We start from the raw sequence: 16,180 nt of genomic DNA on the forward strand, positions 1-16,180 counted from the left end.
CCTGTGGCGAGGGAGCTTGCTCCCGCTCGGCTGCGCAGCAGTCGTAAAATCAGCGCCCGCGTTGTTTCAGGAAGAATGCATTGGGACCGCTTCGCGCTCCAGCGGGAGCAAGCTCCCTCGCCACAAAAGCGGTCGACACCTCTCGGGTCAGCCGACGATCCCGCGCACGATGAAGTACAGCACCGACGGCCCCAGCAAACACCCAAGCCCGGTGTGAAAGGTGGCGGTCAGTGCGCCATACGGCACCAACCGCCGGTCCGTCGCTGCCAGTCCTGCCGTCACGCCGCTCACCGTACCGGCCAGGCCGCCAAACACCATCGCCGAGCGCGGGTTATCCAGGCCCATCCAGCGTGCCGCCATGGGCGTGCCCACCATCACCAGGATCGCCTTGATCAACCCAGTCGCGATGGACAGCGCCACCACATCCGAGCTTGCACCCAACGCCGCCCCGGTCACCGGCCCGACGATGTAAGTCACCGCGCCCGCGCCGATGGTGGTCATGCTGATCGCATCGCGATAACCAAACGCCCAGGCGATACTCGCGCCCACAATAAACGGCAACACCGTGCCCAACAGCAAGGCAATTGCACCAATCAAGCCGGCCTTGCGCGCCTCGGTGGCCTGTACTTCAAACGCCGTGGCCACGATGGCAAAGTCCCGCAGCATGGCGCCGCCCATCAAGCCGATCCCGGAAAACAGCGCCACGTCCGCCAGGCCTTTCTGCCCGCCGGTCAAGGTGCCGCCCACCCAGGCCAGCACCAGCCCGATCACAATCGCGATGGCCGACCCGTGGATGCGTCCGAAGGTCAGGCGCTTGGACAGCACCACCGAAATCCACATCACCACGCCAACAAATGCAAAGGCGGTGACCAAGCCGTTATTTGCCAGGCCTTTCTCGATGAGTTCCCACATATCAGCGACCTCCCGCGACAGGTGCAGCCGCAATCAGCGGCTCTTCATCGGGCAGCGGTTCGCCCTTGTGCGTGCGGCTGATCAAGGCAATCGTGCAACCGCACACCACCACCGAACCAATCGCCGCCAGCACCGCCACCGGGCCGCCGTGCAGCGCGGTGACCACGTTCTGTTGCGCCGCCATCGCCACCACCACCGGGATGTACATGGCACCCCAGAAGCCGACACCCATCTCGCATTCCTTGGTCATGCCGCCGTGTTTGTGCATCCACAGCCGTGCGCAGATCAGCAGGATCATCGCGATCCCCACCCCGCCCACGTTGGATTTGACTCCCAGCAACACGCCGAGCATGTCGCCCAGAATCACGCCGGCCAACATGCAGATCGCCAGCAACGCCACACCGTAAATAATCATGATGGTTGTCCTCAAAGTGCTTCATCGAAATTGTTGTTTTTGTGCTTCGAAAGCCTTGGGCGGCAATGCCGATCCGATAAAGATGAATACCGTACCTGTGGCGAGGGAGCTTGCTCCCGTTGGGCTGCGTAGCGGCCCTGAAATCCTCGGAGCGCTGCGCACTCCAACGGGAGCAAGCTCCCTCGCCACAGGTCATTGGTGACCCACTCTATCTCTTGACCGACCAGCATCAGCCTTGGTGGAGCTCTATCGGTGATGGTTTCCCTCCTCTCGCAGCAAGGCCTGCAAGGTGTCCAGGCGGGCGCCTTCGAAGGCGATGACGGTGCCTTGCTCGAACACCCGGCGCGCAAGGCCTGTAAGCACGGCACCGGGAGGCAGTTCGATATGCAGGCGCACACCGCGCTCGAAGGCGCTTTGCACGGTGCCGCGCCAGTCGACGATGCGGCACATGTTGAAGGCGAGGTCGTCGCGCAGGTGTTCGGTGTTGTGGATCGGCCGGGCGCGGGTGCTGCTCAGGTAGGTGATGCTCGGCGGTTTCAGTGTCACTTGGGCGAATGCTTCGGCCAGGGCCTCGGCGGGTTTTTCCAGCAGTACGCAATGAGACGGCACGCTGACGGCCAGGCGTTTGGCGACGCCGTTGCCGCGCACCAGATTGGCGACCGCCTTCATGGCCTCATCGCTGCCGGCGATGACCGTCTGGTTGTCGGCATTGATATTGGCCAGGTAAACCGGGGTTTGCGGGCTGTGGACCTGAGCAAGCAAGGCCTCGACGGTGGACAGGTCCGGGCCGATAAGGGCGGTCATGCCGTAGCCGTGGGGATACGCGTGTTGCATCAATTCGCCGCGCAGGCTGACGAGTTTCAACGCGTCGGCAAAGTCCAGCGAGCCGGCGATCACGGCGGCCGGATAGGCACCAATGGACAGGCCGGCGACGTAATCGGGGGTGTGTTCCAGCAAACGCGCACTGGCCACACCGGCAATCAACAGGCAGAGCTGCACGGCACGGGTCGAGGCCAGCGCTTCGGCAGAATCCAGGGTAAGCACATCCTCATTGAGGGCAGCACTGGCTTCGTCCAGCACCGCACGCGGCAATTGCTGGAGCATGCCGGGACGCTGGGCGCCCTGCCCCGGGAGTGCCAGGAGGCTGCTCATGCCACGGCCTGCCAAGGATCGAGCACCAACTGCGCGCCGCTGGCGTTCTTCAGCAGCACGCGACGCGAACCACCGGCCCATTCACGCAACGCGACCGCGCCAAAAGGCGTTTGCAGTTGCAGGTCGACGGCGCACACCGCCGTATCCAGTATCGCCAGCAGGTCCTCTGCATCGCTGCGATCAAGGCGCTCGGGCGTGCGCAGAATCAAATCCAGATCGCTCTTGGCATGCAGCGCTTCGACGCCGCTGGCCAACTCGAAACCCGCACTGCCGGTGACGCCCCAACTCTCTCCCGCCAGCACCGGTTGCAACTGAGCGAGGGCCTGCAACGCCGGCAAATCCCTTGGCGAGATCACACCGCGCAGGTCTTCCGGCACCACGCGCCGCTGCACCGCCGCCATCGGCATCACGGCGGCGAAGCGCTGCTCGCGCAAGCGCCCGCGTACCCCCACCGCTACTTGGCCCGGCGACGCGACGGCACGCCGCACCACCACCGGATGCCCAGCGGCCAATGCTTCCAGCACCCAGGCCGGCGCATCAGCGGGCGCATGCGCCGGGGTCATGCCCCAGAGCAAGTCGTGAGCGTTCACCATTGCTCCCGCAGCAGTTGGCGCACGTGGCTGGAGGCCGCGCGGTTAGTGGCGCCCAGGCGACCGCTCAGGTCCCGACCGCTGGCCTGCACATCCTTGATCGCCTGCACCAGGCACTCGCTGACCCGCGCCACATCTTCGCTGGTGGGCTGCTCGATCTGGCTGACCGACAAGGTCTCCCAGAGCAAGCCGAGGCTGGCATAGCTGTCGATGTCATAGGCCATCGGCGGCACGCTGGCGGCCAGGGTTTCCAGCTCTTCAACACTGCGCAGGGTTACCCGCGCCGCCGAAGCCTTGCCCATGGCATGCACCATCACGCCGGGGTCGCGCAGGGCAATCAGGCGGTTGGCCTGGTAACCATGGGCGAGGAAGGCGCCGGACATCGCCTTGCCCACCAGCAGCGCGATCACCGGGTGACCGGCCAGGCGGGCACGGGCGTAGCTGTCGGCAGCGGCGGCCAATGCCTGGTGAATGCCCAAGGCCTCTTCGCGACGACCGTAGGCCTGGCTCGGCACATCCACGATGGCAATCAGCGGACGCTTGTCGCCGGTGTTGATCGCCTCATCAACCGCCTTGGCCAAGCCCCAGCCTTCCAGCAAACCGACTTCACCGTTGCGAGCGCGAGGGAAGCGGTTTTGCGGGTCGGTGACCACCGCGATAAAGCGCACTGGCTGATCACCGAGCACACCGTCGGCAACTTTCAGCGAGTTCGGCAAACCGCTCACTGGCGCTGCGTCGCCGCTCAATGCGTTGAACCACTGCAAACCTCTCATGAGCGTTCTCCCTGATACAGATCGCGAACCGTCGCCGGGTCGATTTGCGGTTCGGCGTTCAGTGCGGCCAGGCGTTCCAGATAGTGATCAACCTGACGGCTGCGCTGGTTTTCCGGCAAGCCTTGTTGCAGCAGCTCAGTGATCTGCTGCTGAATCTGCGCCACGTCGTCGGCCACATACCGGTCGGCCAAGCCACTGTTGAAACGCTGCTCACCGCCGGTCAGGCTCCAGATGAAGGGCCGGTCACGGGAGTCGTATTCTTCAAGGCCGGCTTCCTGCTCGATTACCTGCGGGCCGTTCAGGCCAAGGCGCGCCTCACGGGTCACCAGCAGATAACTGCACAAGCCTGCCGCGATGGACATGCCGCCAAAGCAACCGACGCTGCCCGCCACCACGCCGATCACCGGCTGGTACTGGCGCAGGTCGACAATCGCCGCATGGATATCGGCGATGGCAGCCAAGCCCAGGTTGGCTTCCTGCAAGCGCACGCCGCCGGTTTCCAGCAGCAGGATGGCGCGCGTCGGGATGCCGTTGCGGTTGTCTTCAGCAGCCAACTCCAGTGCACCGGCCATCTTCGCGCCGCCGACTTCACCGAGACTGCCGCCCTGGAAATTGCCTTCGATGGCCGCGATGACCACCGGCAAGCCGGCGATGCTGCCCTTGGCGATCACCACGCCGTCATCTGCCTGCGGCACCACGCCCTGGCGGCTCAGCCACGGCGACATGACGCGCTGGAACGGGTCGATCAGTTCGCGATAGCTGCCCGCGTCGAGCAAGGCCTTGGCTCGTTGCCGGGCGCCGAGTTCGACGAAGCTGTGTTTGTTCAGCAAGTCAGTCATGACCGATCTCCTCGAAGCCTTGCTCCAGGCGCAAGCGCACCACGCCGGGTGTGGCGCCGAAGTCGTGGATATCGATGTTCAATGCGGGGGGTGTCTGTTCCTGGAAGATCCGTTCGAACAGATGCTGCCAACGCAGCTGCGCACCGTTCACCGAGGTCTGCACCTGGATCGTCAGGGTGCCGGCGGTTCCCGGTTCCAGCAGCACTTCGAGGTCGCCGGAGCCGACGCAACCTACCAGCGCGCGGCCCTTTGCGGGCTGCCCGGCGGGGAATTCAAAGGATAAGGTTTCCATCACAGCGCTCCGTCGAGGCGGTCGATAAACAGGCAGGCGGCCAACAGGTCGGCGGCGCCACCGGGGGAGGCATTCAGCGCCAGCAGTTGCTGGTCCAGCTCATGAAGTTGGCGGCGGCCGGCGAGGCTTGCGCTGCCGCCGGCGTCCAGTACGGCTTGGGCGCCCTGCTGCATGGCCTGCAAGCCTTCAGGGCCGGCGCGGTAGAGCACGCAGGTGTCGGCCAGATCGGTCATGATCGCCAGCAAGGCGTCGAGGCGCGCGTTCTGTTCGCCGTGTTGCTGCAGGCGGCTTTTCTTCAGTTGGGGCAGGCCGCGTTGCAGCACCGACGGAAAGCCCAGTTGCGCCTCTTCGCGGGCACCGCGTGCGCCGTAGCGTTGTGCGACCTGGGCGCCGTGGCTCAGCGGTTGCGGTGCGTAACGGTCGTTGAGCAAGGCCAGGCGGGCGGCGCGCAACGTCACCGCGCTGGCAGTGCAGGATTCGGGTTGCAGTGCGGCGGCGGCGACTAACAGGCCAAGGGCCCAGATCGCGCCGCGATGGGTATTAACGCCGCTGGTGGTGACGAGCATCGCCTGCTCACCTTCGCGACCGATGCGCCCGAGGGCTTCACGCAGGGGCAAACCGACTTCGCCAAATTCGACAGCGGCCTCGGCCATTTCCTTGAACGCCGGCCACAGCGACAGCGCCGAGGCGTGCATCAAGCCGAGGTGCAAATCGGTATGGGCGCCGTTGCCGCGACGGTCTACCAGGGCGGGTTTCGGCGACAGGTCCGCCTCATCAATCAAGGCGTCGACGGCCATGTCGGCCAGGCGTTCGGCCAGCGTCAGGTCGTGCAGTTTGAGTGCGTGCATTTACCAGCTCCTGAACTTGGCGGGCGGGTTGTACAAGCCACCGGACCACTCCACCAGATCGGCCACGCTCTTGGCGGCCAGCAGCTCGCGGGTGGCATCGGTGCGGCGGATGCCGAGGTCTTCGGGCAGCGCAATCAAGCCTTCGCGACGCATGCGTGCGGTGTCCTTGGGGTTGTGGCGCAAGCCGATGGCGGTCACCCCGGCCACGGCGGCGATCATCGCCTGGCGCTCTTCCAGGGAACGGGCCTTGTACAGGTAGGCGATGCCTTCTTCGGTGAGCAGGTGCGTGACGTCATCGCCGTAGATCATGATCGGCGCCAGGGGCATGCCGCTTTTGCGGGCGACTTCCACCGCGTCGAGGGTTTCGACAAAGGTGGGTTTGCCGCCTTCCTGGAAGGTCTCGACCATCTGCACCACGAGCTTTTTGCCGCGTTCGAGCAAGGCCTCGGGAGCGTCGTCGTGGCGCATGTCGAGCCAGGCGGGTGTGCCATGGCGGCGACCGCGCGGGTCGTGGCCCATGTTCGGCGCACCACCAAAACCGGCGAGGCGGCCACGGGTAACGGTGGAGGAATGCCCGTCCCCATCGACCTGTAAGGTGGCGCCGATAAACAGGTCCACCGCGTATTGGCCGGCCAGTTGGCAGAACATCCGGTTGGAACGCAGCGAGCCGTCGCGACCCGTGAAGAACACATCCGGCCGGGCGGCGATGTAGTTCTCCATGCCCAGTTCGGTGCCGAAGCAATGCACGCTTTCGACCCAGCCGCTTTCGATGGCCGGGATCAAGGTTGGGTGCGGGTTGAGGGTCCAGTTGCGACAGATCTTGCCCTTCAGGCCCAGGGATTCACCGTAGGTCGGCAGGATCAATTCGATGGCGGCGGTGTTGAAACCGATGCCGTGGTTCAGCGATTGAACGTTGTGTTTTTCATAGATGCCGCGGATCGCCATCATCGCCATCAACACATGCACGGGCTTGATGTGGCGTGGGTCGCGGGTGAACAGCGGTTCGATGTAGAAGGGCTTGTCAGCGACCACCACGAAATCGACCCAGCTCGCGGGGATGTCGACGCGAGGCAGGTCGGTGACGTCATCCACCAGTTGGTTGACCTGGACGATGACGATGCCATCGCTGAAGGCGGCCGGCTCGATCAGCGCTGGCGTGTCTTCAGTGCTGGGGCCGGTGTAGATATTACCGGCGCGGTCGGCCATGAAGCCGGCCGACAGGACCACGTTGGGGATCAGGTCCACCACCAGCCGTGCGTAGAGTTCGATGTAGGTGTGGATCGCGCCGATTTCCAACAGGCCGTCTTCCAGCAACTGGCTGATGCGCAGGGACTGGGTGCCGGCGAAGGAGAAATCCAGCTTGCGGGCGATGCCCTTTTCAAACAGGTCCAGGTGCTCGGAGCGGCCGACGCTGGGCATGATCATGTGCAGGTCGTGGAGCTTGGCGGGGTCGGCCTTGGCCAGGGAGCGCGAGAGGAAATCGGCCTGCTTCTGGTTGTTGCCTTCCAGCACCACGCGGTCGCCGGGGAGGATCAGGGCTTCCAGGGCTTCGACAATGCGCTCGCTGGGGAGCACGGCGCCATCGGCGAAGGATCGCACCAATGCGAGGCGGCGCTGCTTCTCATCGCGCCGCCGCGTCCAGCGCGAGTCGGGGGAAGTTGTTGTTGTCATGGTCGCTCCACGGGATTTGCTGTCGTGGGCTGTACCTTAGGAGGGTATTGGGGGGGCATCAATCAAGCTGGGCGGTGAACCGTTACGATTGGAGTAATGGTTCATTAGCAAACGCTGAGGCTCGGGCTCAACACAGTTCAAATGTGGGAGCGGGCTTGCTCGCGAATGCGGTGGGTCAGTTGATAAATCGGGTACTGACACACCGCATTCGCGAGCAAGCCCGCTCCCACATTTGCTCAGCGCTGTTCGGGAGAACGTACGCAGAAGTCCCAAAATGGGAACGATCAGTCCCTTTTTGGGACTGATCTCGCTTCATCACCCAAGCCGCTATTTCTGGTTAGTCACCCACTGTTCGACCTCCTTCAATAGCGCTTGAGTATGCGCAATCAGTTGCTCCAACAACCCCTCATCCTCATCCATATACCCTTCATATTCCGCCAGGTTGCGGCGCTCGTGGCATAGCGCAAACAGTCTTACCTGAACCTTGTTGGCTGCGGTGGTATGAAGCAGGCATTGGAACACCAGATAGCGCTTGTCCGAGCGATAGCCGTGCAAGCGCAAGGCTGTGAGGGCGATTGCGTGGGCCGCGTTGTAAGCCAAATCAAAACGGCTGGCGAAAGATAATTGCGGGGTTTTGGCGTCCTTCAATCGATCACGGGCAGAGCGCATCAACCCATCACATTCCGTGCGATCCGGCGGCTCAGCCTTCAAGCCACCACTACGTTGCAGGTTCTCCAGGTTGGCCTTGCTGTCCATCCTTGGACTCCACGGGGTTTTCCCCAATCAGGTTGATCTTGTCCTGCTCCGCCACCCGCTGCACAAAACTATGACCGGCATTCCATTTGCCGATCCAGTCTTCGGGGGTATAGAGCGTCGGGTTGATGGTGCGGCCCAGTTGCTCTTCCAGCGGCATGAGCTGCTCCATGACTTCACTGTAGTTGAGGCTTTCGCCGATCAGCATCAGATCTATGTCACTGGATGAGTGCGCCTCGCCCTTGGCGATGGAACCGTAGATAAATGCCCACTTCAGTTGCGTGGCAAATGGAGCCAGTGCGTTGCGCAATGGCTCATCCAGGCTCAGGGTCTTGCGCACGATGGCCAACAGCTCCGAGTAAACGGGGCACTGCGGGTTGGCCTGGTAGTGGGTTTGGTTGCCCTGGCGCGTCACCGTCAGGATGCCTGCCAACTGCAAACGCTCCAGCTCGCGGGTCAGGCTGCCCTTGCCCACCTTTGCCCAGCGGGCGATTTCATTGGTGAAGAAGCTATGGTCGGGCTTGCCAAAGAGCAAACCCAAGACTTTCTGCTGAGTCACGGTGAATAGCGCAGTGCTAAGGGGCAGGGTTTGCATGGCAGCGACCGAAGAGTCCCAAAAAGGGAACGATAGGTCCCTTTTTGGGAACGATCAAGTTTTTAGGCTGCGCAAGAAGGAGCAACCTGCTCCAGTGCCTGATCAACCAGTAACTGCCCCAGCTCACTCATCTGCTGAATGGCCAGCACCACGCCGCGCTGGGAACCTTCCAATTCAAAGGCCAGGTTGGAAGTCAGGGCGTTGAGTGAGGCAAAGGTTTCAGAAGCGTTGGCCAGCAGGGCTTCGGTGGATTGAGAGGGGGTGACGGTAAAGAGTGAAGATGAAGCCGAAGGCGGAAAGTAATGATCCATGGCACGCTCGGCGGCGGCCTGGAGTTTGCGGTGTTCGATTTCGGTGTTGTGGGGCGGATTGGGGGTAGGTTTGAACATGATGTGCAGCTCCGATATGTATTAGGGAAGCTGACACCGTCCGCTTGCACGCGAATAAGGTGGCAGCTGTGCGCAGGTGTGCAAGACCGGGCATATCGGACCCCGGCAGACCCCAAGGGATCTCCCACGCACAGCCGCCATAAGAAATACAGCAGGCATAAAAAACGCCCGTTGAATGGCTATGGGCGTTGGTGCGCCGACATGTAACCGGACTTGCACGTCCGTGTCACCGTTTTTTGCGATGACGGACGAAGACTAGGCGCGATCGCAGGGCACAACAAGTTCATGCACAGCGCGAGAGGTTGCAGGAAAAATCCGACTGTAAAGCGCACGCCGATGCGATCGTTCCCACGCTCTGCGTGGGAATGCATCCCGTGACGCTCCGCGTCACCACAGCGCGAGACTTAAGCCTTGCATCGCCAGCTGGACGCAGAGCGTCCGAGGCTGCATTCCCACGCGGAGCGTGGGAACGATCATCAAAAATCGAACGGTTTGCACGGATTGACTGACGGTTACACTCAGGCCAATCCGGCCTCGACCAACAACGCCTCCAATCCCATCAAGTCCGGCACCCTGGCCACATGCTCCCCCACCTGCACCGCCGCCAACTCCAGCGGGCACAACGGCACGTCCACATAACTCAACTGGCTATCGAGCTTGTACGAACGCGGAATCCCCTGGATCACCAACGCAATAAACTTCAACGTCGGCCGTCCTCCGAGGGTGTTCAACACCACAATCCGCGCCCGCTCTCCCACCACGCCCGACTCGCCACACGCGGCCTCAAAGCTGATCAACGGCAACTGCCGATCCCGCCAGGTAACCTGCCGCAAATACCACGGCGGCGCATCACTGGCCGGTTCGCCGCGCTGGAAGTCGATCAGCTCGGCCACGGCGACGTTGGGCAACAACAGGTGACGGTCGGCCAATGGCAGCAGCAAGCCGGTGAGTTGAGTTGCGCGGTGATCAAGCACGGGACTTGCTCCAGTAAGCGATGCTTTCCAGCAGCACCGACTCTTGATAAGGCTTGCCGAGGTAGTCGTTGACGCCAATCGCCATTGCACGATCACGGTGTTTTTGCCCGGTGCGGGAGGTGATCATGATGATGGGCATGCGCATCAGCCGCGGGTCGTCGCGCACCTGGATGGCCACTTCGAAGCCGTCCATGCGCGGCATTTCGATGTCGAGCAGCATCAGGTCCGGGGTGTGCTCTTCCAGCACGGCCATGGCGTCGATACCGTCCTTGGCGGTGAGCACGTTCATGCCGTTGCGCTCCAGCAGGCGGCTGGTGACTTTGCGTACGGTGACCGAGTCGTCCACCACCAGCACCAGCAGCGGGCGCTTTTTCAGCGGGTCGTTGAGGATCAACGGAGCGTCCGCCGCCTGGGCCGGCAACGCCGGTGGCCGGGCGCGGATATGCGCCATCAGGTCGATGATCAGCACCACGCGGCCATCGCCAAGGATGGTTGCGCCAGACACGCCCTTCACCCCGGCAAACTGCGGCCCCAGGCCCTTGACCACGATCTCCCGGGTGCCGGCCATGGCGTCCACTTGCACCGCCACGCGCCGTTCGTTGCATTGCACCAGCAGCACCGGCAGCGGCTGGTACTGGCCCAGCAGGTTCGGCCGGCCGACGGTGTGCAGCAGGTCGCCGAGGTAGAACAGTTCGTAGCGTTGGCCGGCGTATTCGTAGCGCGGCGGGTCCTGCTGATAGTGCCCTTCCAGCTCATGGGGCATGACCCGCACCAGCCCTTCGATGGTGTTCAGCGGGATCGCGTATTGATCGTCGGCACACTGCACCATCATCGCCCGGTTGACCGACACAGTGAACGGCAGGCGAATGCGAAAGTGCACGCCCTCTCCCGGCGTCGAGTCGATGACCATCGAGCCGCCCAGCTGGCGCACTTCTTCATGCACCACGTCCATGCCCACGCCACGCCCGGAAATCTGGGTGATTTTTTCGGCAGTGGAAAACCCCGGTTGCAGGATGAACTGCAACACGTCGCGGTCGCTGATTTCCAGGTTGGGGTCGAGCAAGCCACGCTTGATCGCCTTGCGCCGCACGGCTTCAAGCGGCACGCCGGCGCCGTCGTCGCGCATGTCGAAAACGATGTCGCCGCCTTCGTGGGTCAGGTCCAGGGTGATGCGGCCTTTCTCGGGTTTACCGGCCAGCAATCGTGCATCGCGGGATTCCAGGCCGTGGTCGACGGCGTTGCGCAACATGTGTTCCAGCGGCGCGACCATGCGCTCCAGCACGTTGCGGTCCATCTCGCCTTCGGCATTGCCGACGATAAATTCCACGTCCTTGCCCAGCTCGCCCGCCACCTGCCGCACGATGCGTTTAAGCCGTGGCAGCATGCGTTCGAAGGGCACCATGCGCGTGCGCATCAGGCCTTCCTGCAACTCGGTGTTGATGCGCGCCTGTTGCTGCAGCAGGTTGTGGGCATCCTGGTTGCGGCGGTCGAGGGTTTCCTTGAGATCGAGCAGGTCGGAAGCCGATTCGAACAAGGCCCGGGACAGTTGTTGCAACTGGGAATGGCGGTCCATTTCCAGCGGGTCGAATTCTTCGTAGCCCAGGCGTTCGGCCTCGGCCTGCTGGCGGCTGAGGATGCGGCCCTGGGTCTCGGTGTCGAGGCGGCGCAGTTGATCGCGCATACGCTCGATGGTGGTTTCCACCTCGTTGAGGGCAACGCTCGCATCGTTGACCTGCTGCTCGATACGCCCACGGAAGATCGAAGTTTCACCCGCCAGGTTGACCAGGTCATCCAGCAAGTCGGCAGAGATCTTCACCATGTCGGCGGCCGGATCGCTGGCCGGCACCGCCTCGGTTTTGGTTGCCGTCAACGCCAGCGGTGCGTCCGTCACTTCAGCCGGACGCACCAGGCTCTTGATGCGCTCGATCAGCAGGTCCACCGAGCCCACCGGCATGCCCGCCGCCACCGCATCGATCATCTGCGCCAGGCGGTCGTGGCAGCCTTGCAGCAAGGCGAACAGCTCCGCCGAGGGCGCCAGCAAACCTGCCGACAAGCCCTCATAGAGAAACTCCAACTCATGGGCCAGGTCGCCAATCGGGCCGATCTCGACCATGCGAGCGCCGCCCTTGAGGGTGTGCAGGTCGCGCAGCAGTGTCTCGACTTCCTGGCGATTTTTCGGCTCGGCCTGCCAGCGCAACAGCGCGGCGCCGGAGCTGTCGAGGATGTCGGCGGCCTCTTCGAGAAAGATATCCAGCAGCTCAGGATCACTGCCCGGCGTCTCGACTTCGGCGGCCGCTGCGGGCGCCGCTTGTCCGGTGCCTTGGCGCAACTCACGCAAGTGGCTGATCAGGTCGGAGGAGTCGCTCAACGGTTGCTGGTGTTGCAGTTGCTCAAGCAACAGCGCCAGCCGCTCATGACTGGCCATCAACACATTGGCCAGCTCGCTGGAATAGCTGTAGCGCCGGTCCACCAAACCTTCGTAAAGGTTTTCCAGCTCAAGGGCCAGGTCGCCCACTGTGCCGATTTCAGCCATGCGCGCGCCACCCTTGAGGGTGTGCAAGTCCCGCTGCAACGATGACAGCGGCGCTGCGTTATCCGGGTCCAGCAGCCAGCGTTTCAAGGACTGGCCGGCGCTGTCGAGGATGTCCACCGCTTCCTCAAGGAAGATCTCGACGATCTCGTCATCCACCGCAAAACCCTGATCGAGCTTCGCCGTAGCGGCGCCCAGCTCGGAGATGCTCAGCGCGCGGCTGCCATCGGTCTTGATCAAGCCGGTGGCGGACGGGTCGAGGCCTTCATCCAGCAGCTCGCGCAGGGCGCGTACCCGGGCCGGCGCCGCGCTGATTTCCTGGCCGGCGGCCAGTTGGTCGAGCATGTTGATCAGGGCTTCGTGGGCCTGTTCGGCCTCGTGGAAGAAGCGCTCGCTGACCGCCAGGCTGCTTTCTTCCACTGCGCCGTAGAGGTCGAGCAAGGCTTCGCACAATTCGTCCATCGGGTGCAGGTCGGCGAGGTGCGCGCCTTCGCCGAGGGTGGTCAGTTCGTCCAGCAGCGCGCTCAGCTCCTGGCGTTCGCCGGGGTGCTGTTGCCAGCGGCGCAGCAGGCTTTCGGCGTCCAGCAGGATGTCCATGCCCTGGGCCAGGAAGTTGGCGATCAACTGCGGGTCGCGCTTGATCCGCAGGCCGGTGTTGGGCGCATTCAGCAAGGCTTCAAGCTGGCTGTTCAGCAGGTTTTGCGTGCGCTCGATCAGTCCTGCTGCACCATTGATGGCCGCGTGAGGGTCACTGTCCAACTGGCGCACGCCGCGCTGGAACAACGCCTCGGCCTCCAGCAGCAATTCGATTTCATCCAGGTCCAGCGGCAGGCGGTGGGCCTTGTATTCGCGGGTCAGGTGATCCAGCGGGCGCGCCAGTTCGGCGATGGGCAACACACCGGCCATATAGGCGCTGCCTTTGAGGGTGTGCAGTGCGCGTTGCAGTTCATCACTGACTTGCAGCGGCAGGTGCTCGGTGGCCTGTTGCAGGAAGTGGTTGAGGCTGTCGAGGTGGCTCTGGGCTTCGTTGCGGAAGATTTCCAGCAACTGCGGGTCCAGGGCGGCCGGGTCTGTGGCCGACGGTTCGACACGGCTGGCCAGGGCGTGCGCCCGCGCCGCCAGTTCGTCTACGTCATCGCGCTGGCGCTGGGCATCGTCGGCAAAATCGGTGATCAGTTCCGGCAGCAATTCCAACACGTCATCCAGCACTGCTTGCACATCCGGGCCCGGCGCGACGCTGCGCTCCAGCACGCGGTTGAGCAGGTTTTCCACGGCCCAGGCCAGCTCTGCCAACACCAGGGCGCGCACCATGCGGCCACTGCCTTTCAAGGTGTGGAAGGCGCGGCGCATTTCGCTCAGGGTGGCCTTGTCTTCCAGGCTGGCGGTGCCGGCGGGCACATAGCGATGCAGCACATCGAGGACTTCGGCGGTTTCTTCGAGGAAGACTTCCCGCAGTTCATCATCGATGGCTTCTTCACCGGCGGGCGGCGGCAGCAGGCTGCCGGGACGCTGGAGTGCCGGCGGGTTGAGGCGCGAGGTGGGGCTGGCCAACGCATCGGCGAGGAACGGGGTTTGCTCCGTGGGCGTGTCACCCTGCTCAAGCAGTGCCTGGCGCCAGGGTTTTTCGGCCGGCAAATAGCCCAGCGCGGCCAGGCCTTCAGCGGCGACTTCCAGCACCCGTTCGCCCGGGGCGTCGTGGTCCTGGAGCATGCGTTCCAGGTAGTACTCGAGGCTGGTGAGCACATCGGCAAAATGCTCAAGCTGCGCCTCGGAAGGTGGGGCGTCGCGGACCATCAGTTGCTCGTTGACGTAGTCATTGCAGCCACGCATCAGGCTCGCCGCACGGGGCAGCGGAATCATCGCCAGCGCGCCGCGCACCTGGGTCAGCAACTCGGGCAGCGACTCCAGGCGCTGGCGGTCCCAATGGGCCTCAATGCAGTCGATCACCAGCTCTTTGGCCTGGGTCAGGCACTGGCAGGATTCGCGGATGACGAGGTGGTGGATCTGCGTCAGGTCGGTGGTAGGCAGGCGGCTTTCTTCGCGGCGTTCCGGCTCGACAGTGCCGACCATCCCGGCCAGCGTGGCCTCGACGTAGAGCAACGCACCGGCAACGTCCATCAATACTGCATCGTTGGGTTCGCGCTGCCCCTGGGCCAGGCCGAGTACCACCGCCAGTTGGTCGATGATCACTTTGCGCGGCTGGCCGAAGCCCAATACGGCGAGGGTATCGGCGATCTGCCGCAGCGGCGCCAGCAACGCCTCAAGGTCCGAGGCGTGCTGACGGTCGCTGCGTACGAACAGGTCCAGGCGTTCCTTGACCCGCACCAGCTCCTCGCACAACGCGCCGAGCACCGAGCCCATCGCGTCGCGGTCCGGGCCGGCCAGGCGGGCGCGTTCGGCGTCCACCACGGCGCTGTCGGGCAAAGCTTCATCGAGGCCATATCGTTCTTTCAAACTTTGCATCCGTGGAGTCGGTCGGGTGACTTTGGCGACGTAGAACAACAGGCTCTTGAGCAGCTCATCCGGGGCCGGGGTGTTGATGCCGTTGATGCCCTGGATCAGCAGGCGCTTGAGTTGCTTGTCGCAGGCCTTGAGCAAACTGCGCAACGCCGGGCTATTGGCAACCACGCCAATGAGCATGCCTTCCACCAGCGCCGAGGTCACCTGCCACAACGGTAGCAGCGGCGCACCATGGCACAGGGCTTCGAGGCGGGCGAAGACCCGCGCCATGTCTTCCAGGTTGCTGGGGCCGTGGTCTTCGCGCAGCAAACCGACCAGCGCCTGTTGCAGCATCTGCCGCCACTGGCGCAGCAGCTCGGGGAAATCCTCTGGCGTGCGCTGGGCCAGGGCGTCTTCGGGCAGCGGCGGGATCACCAGCAGTTGCGGGCTGAACAGGCTGGTTTCCGAGAGCAGGCTTTCGCCGCGCACGCTGCGCAGGTCGTTGAGCAGCGGCAGCACCACCAGGGGCAGGTCGCGCCGGGCGCTGTGTACGCGGTCGAGGTACAGCGGCAGTTGGCCAAGGCCCTGTTGCAGCAGGCGAATGCCTTCGTCGCGCTGGCTGACGCGCGCGCCTTGCAGGGCGAGGGCCAGTTGTTCCATTTCTTCAGCGAACAGGGCCGCGCCGTAGAACTCGACCATCAACAGGCTGCCATGCACCTGATGGATGCATTCCAGGCACTGGCCGATGGCCTCGCTGCTGCTTTCTTCAACATAGGCGTCCAGCGCCGAACGGGCCTGTTTCAGGGTTTCGGCAATTTCGCCCTTGACCCATTCGAGGGCCACGTAGTCGTGCCGATCAACCATAACCGCTCCCGTCTGAATTCATGAGTTGCTGGTAGTGCTGGGTCATGCGTACACCGATCTCAAAACAAAGGAGATCAACTGTGGGAGCGGGCTTGCTCGCGAATGCGGTGGGTCAGACAAAGCGTCGGCGACTGACACACCGCA

Annotated in this window: 14 protein-coding genes; all 14 read right to left on the reverse strand. The window is 63.5% G+C overall.

Annotation, left to right across the window (positions count from 1 at the left end; genetic code table 11):
- Positions 1-147 precede the first annotated feature (147 nt).
- A complete protein-coding gene (madM, locus tag HX786_RS07115; protein WP_003216820.1) occupies positions 148-912 on the reverse strand; it encodes a malonate transporter subunit MadM in 765 nt (254 codons plus the stop codon).
- Between the two features lies 1 nt (position 913).
- Positions 914-1,327, reverse strand: a complete 414-nt coding sequence (gene madL, locus HX786_RS07120) for a malonate transporter subunit MadL (protein WP_003216818.1) — start codon at positions 1,325-1,327, stop codon at positions 914-916.
- A 246-nt stretch (positions 1,328-1,573) separates the two neighbouring features.
- A complete protein-coding gene (mdcH, locus tag HX786_RS07125) occupies positions 1,574-2,479 on the reverse strand; it encodes a malonate decarboxylase subunit epsilon (protein ID WP_178911876.1) in 906 nt (301 codons plus the stop codon).
- Positions 2,476-3,072 (reverse strand): malonate decarboxylase holo-ACP synthase, encoded by a 597-nt coding sequence (locus HX786_RS07130; protein ID WP_177068419.1) that lies wholly within the window; start codon positions 3,070-3,072, stop codon positions 2,476-2,478. The genes mdcH and HX786_RS07130 overlap by 4 nt, the downstream gene beginning before the upstream one ends.
- Complete coding sequence (mdcE, locus tag HX786_RS07135) at positions 3,066-3,842, reverse strand: biotin-independent malonate decarboxylase subunit gamma (protein WP_177068418.1); 777 nt, start codon at positions 3,840-3,842, stop codon at positions 3,066-3,068. The genes HX786_RS07130 and mdcE overlap by 7 nt, the downstream gene beginning before the upstream one ends.
- Positions 3,839-4,681 carry a biotin-independent malonate decarboxylase subunit beta gene (locus HX786_RS07140; RefSeq protein WP_102370090.1) on the reverse strand — a complete coding sequence of 281 codons (843 nt, stop codon included), beginning with the start codon at positions 4,679-4,681 and terminating at the stop codon, positions 3,839-3,841. Before HX786_RS07140 ends, mdcE begins: the two co-directional genes overlap by 4 nt.
- Positions 4,674-4,973 carry a malonate decarboxylase subunit delta gene (locus HX786_RS07145; RefSeq protein ID WP_003216806.1) on the reverse strand — a complete coding sequence of 100 codons (300 nt, stop codon included), beginning with the start codon at positions 4,971-4,973 and terminating at the stop codon, positions 4,674-4,676. Before HX786_RS07145 ends, HX786_RS07140 begins: the two co-directional genes overlap by 8 nt.
- Positions 4,973-5,821, reverse strand: a complete 849-nt coding sequence (locus HX786_RS07150; protein ID WP_008434131.1) for a triphosphoribosyl-dephospho-CoA synthase — start codon at positions 5,819-5,821, stop codon at positions 4,973-4,975. The genes HX786_RS07145 and HX786_RS07150 overlap by 1 nt, the downstream gene beginning before the upstream one ends.
- Positions 5,822-7,492, reverse strand: a complete 1,671-nt coding sequence (gene mdcA / locus HX786_RS07155; RefSeq protein ID WP_023659312.1) for a malonate decarboxylase subunit alpha — start codon at positions 7,490-7,492, stop codon at positions 5,822-5,824.
- Between the two features lie 327 nt (positions 7,493-7,819).
- Entirely contained in the window at positions 7,820-8,248 is a 429-nt protein-coding gene (locus tag HX786_RS07160) for a hypothetical protein (RefSeq protein ID WP_003216800.1), read from the reverse strand.
- Entirely contained in the window at positions 8,211-8,840 is a 630-nt protein-coding gene (locus HX786_RS07165) for a nucleotidyltransferase domain-containing protein (protein ID WP_177035292.1), read from the reverse strand. The genes HX786_RS07160 and HX786_RS07165 overlap by 38 nt, the downstream gene beginning before the upstream one ends.
- Before the next feature lie 62 nt (positions 8,841-8,902).
- On the reverse strand, positions 8,903-9,229 hold the full coding sequence (locus HX786_RS07170) for a DUF6124 family protein (protein WP_177028013.1): 327 nt from the start codon (positions 9,227-9,229) through the stop codon (positions 8,903-8,905).
- A gap of 518 nt (positions 9,230-9,747) precedes the next feature.
- Positions 9,748-10,203, reverse strand: coding sequence for a chemotaxis protein CheW (locus tag HX786_RS07175; protein WP_003213725.1), 456 nt, complete (start codon positions 10,201-10,203; stop codon positions 9,748-9,750).
- Positions 10,196-16,036: an Hpt domain-containing protein gene (locus HX786_RS07180; RefSeq protein ID WP_178911877.1), complete on the reverse strand. Its 5,841-nt coding sequence runs from the start codon at positions 16,034-16,036 to the stop codon at positions 10,196-10,198. Before HX786_RS07180 ends, HX786_RS07175 begins: the two co-directional genes overlap by 8 nt.
- Positions 16,037-16,180: the final 144 nt, after the last annotated feature.

This window comes from Pseudomonas sp. 21615526, from assembly GCF_013386245.1.
GTDB lineage: Bacteria > Pseudomonadota > Gammaproteobacteria > Pseudomonadales > Pseudomonadaceae > Aquipseudomonas.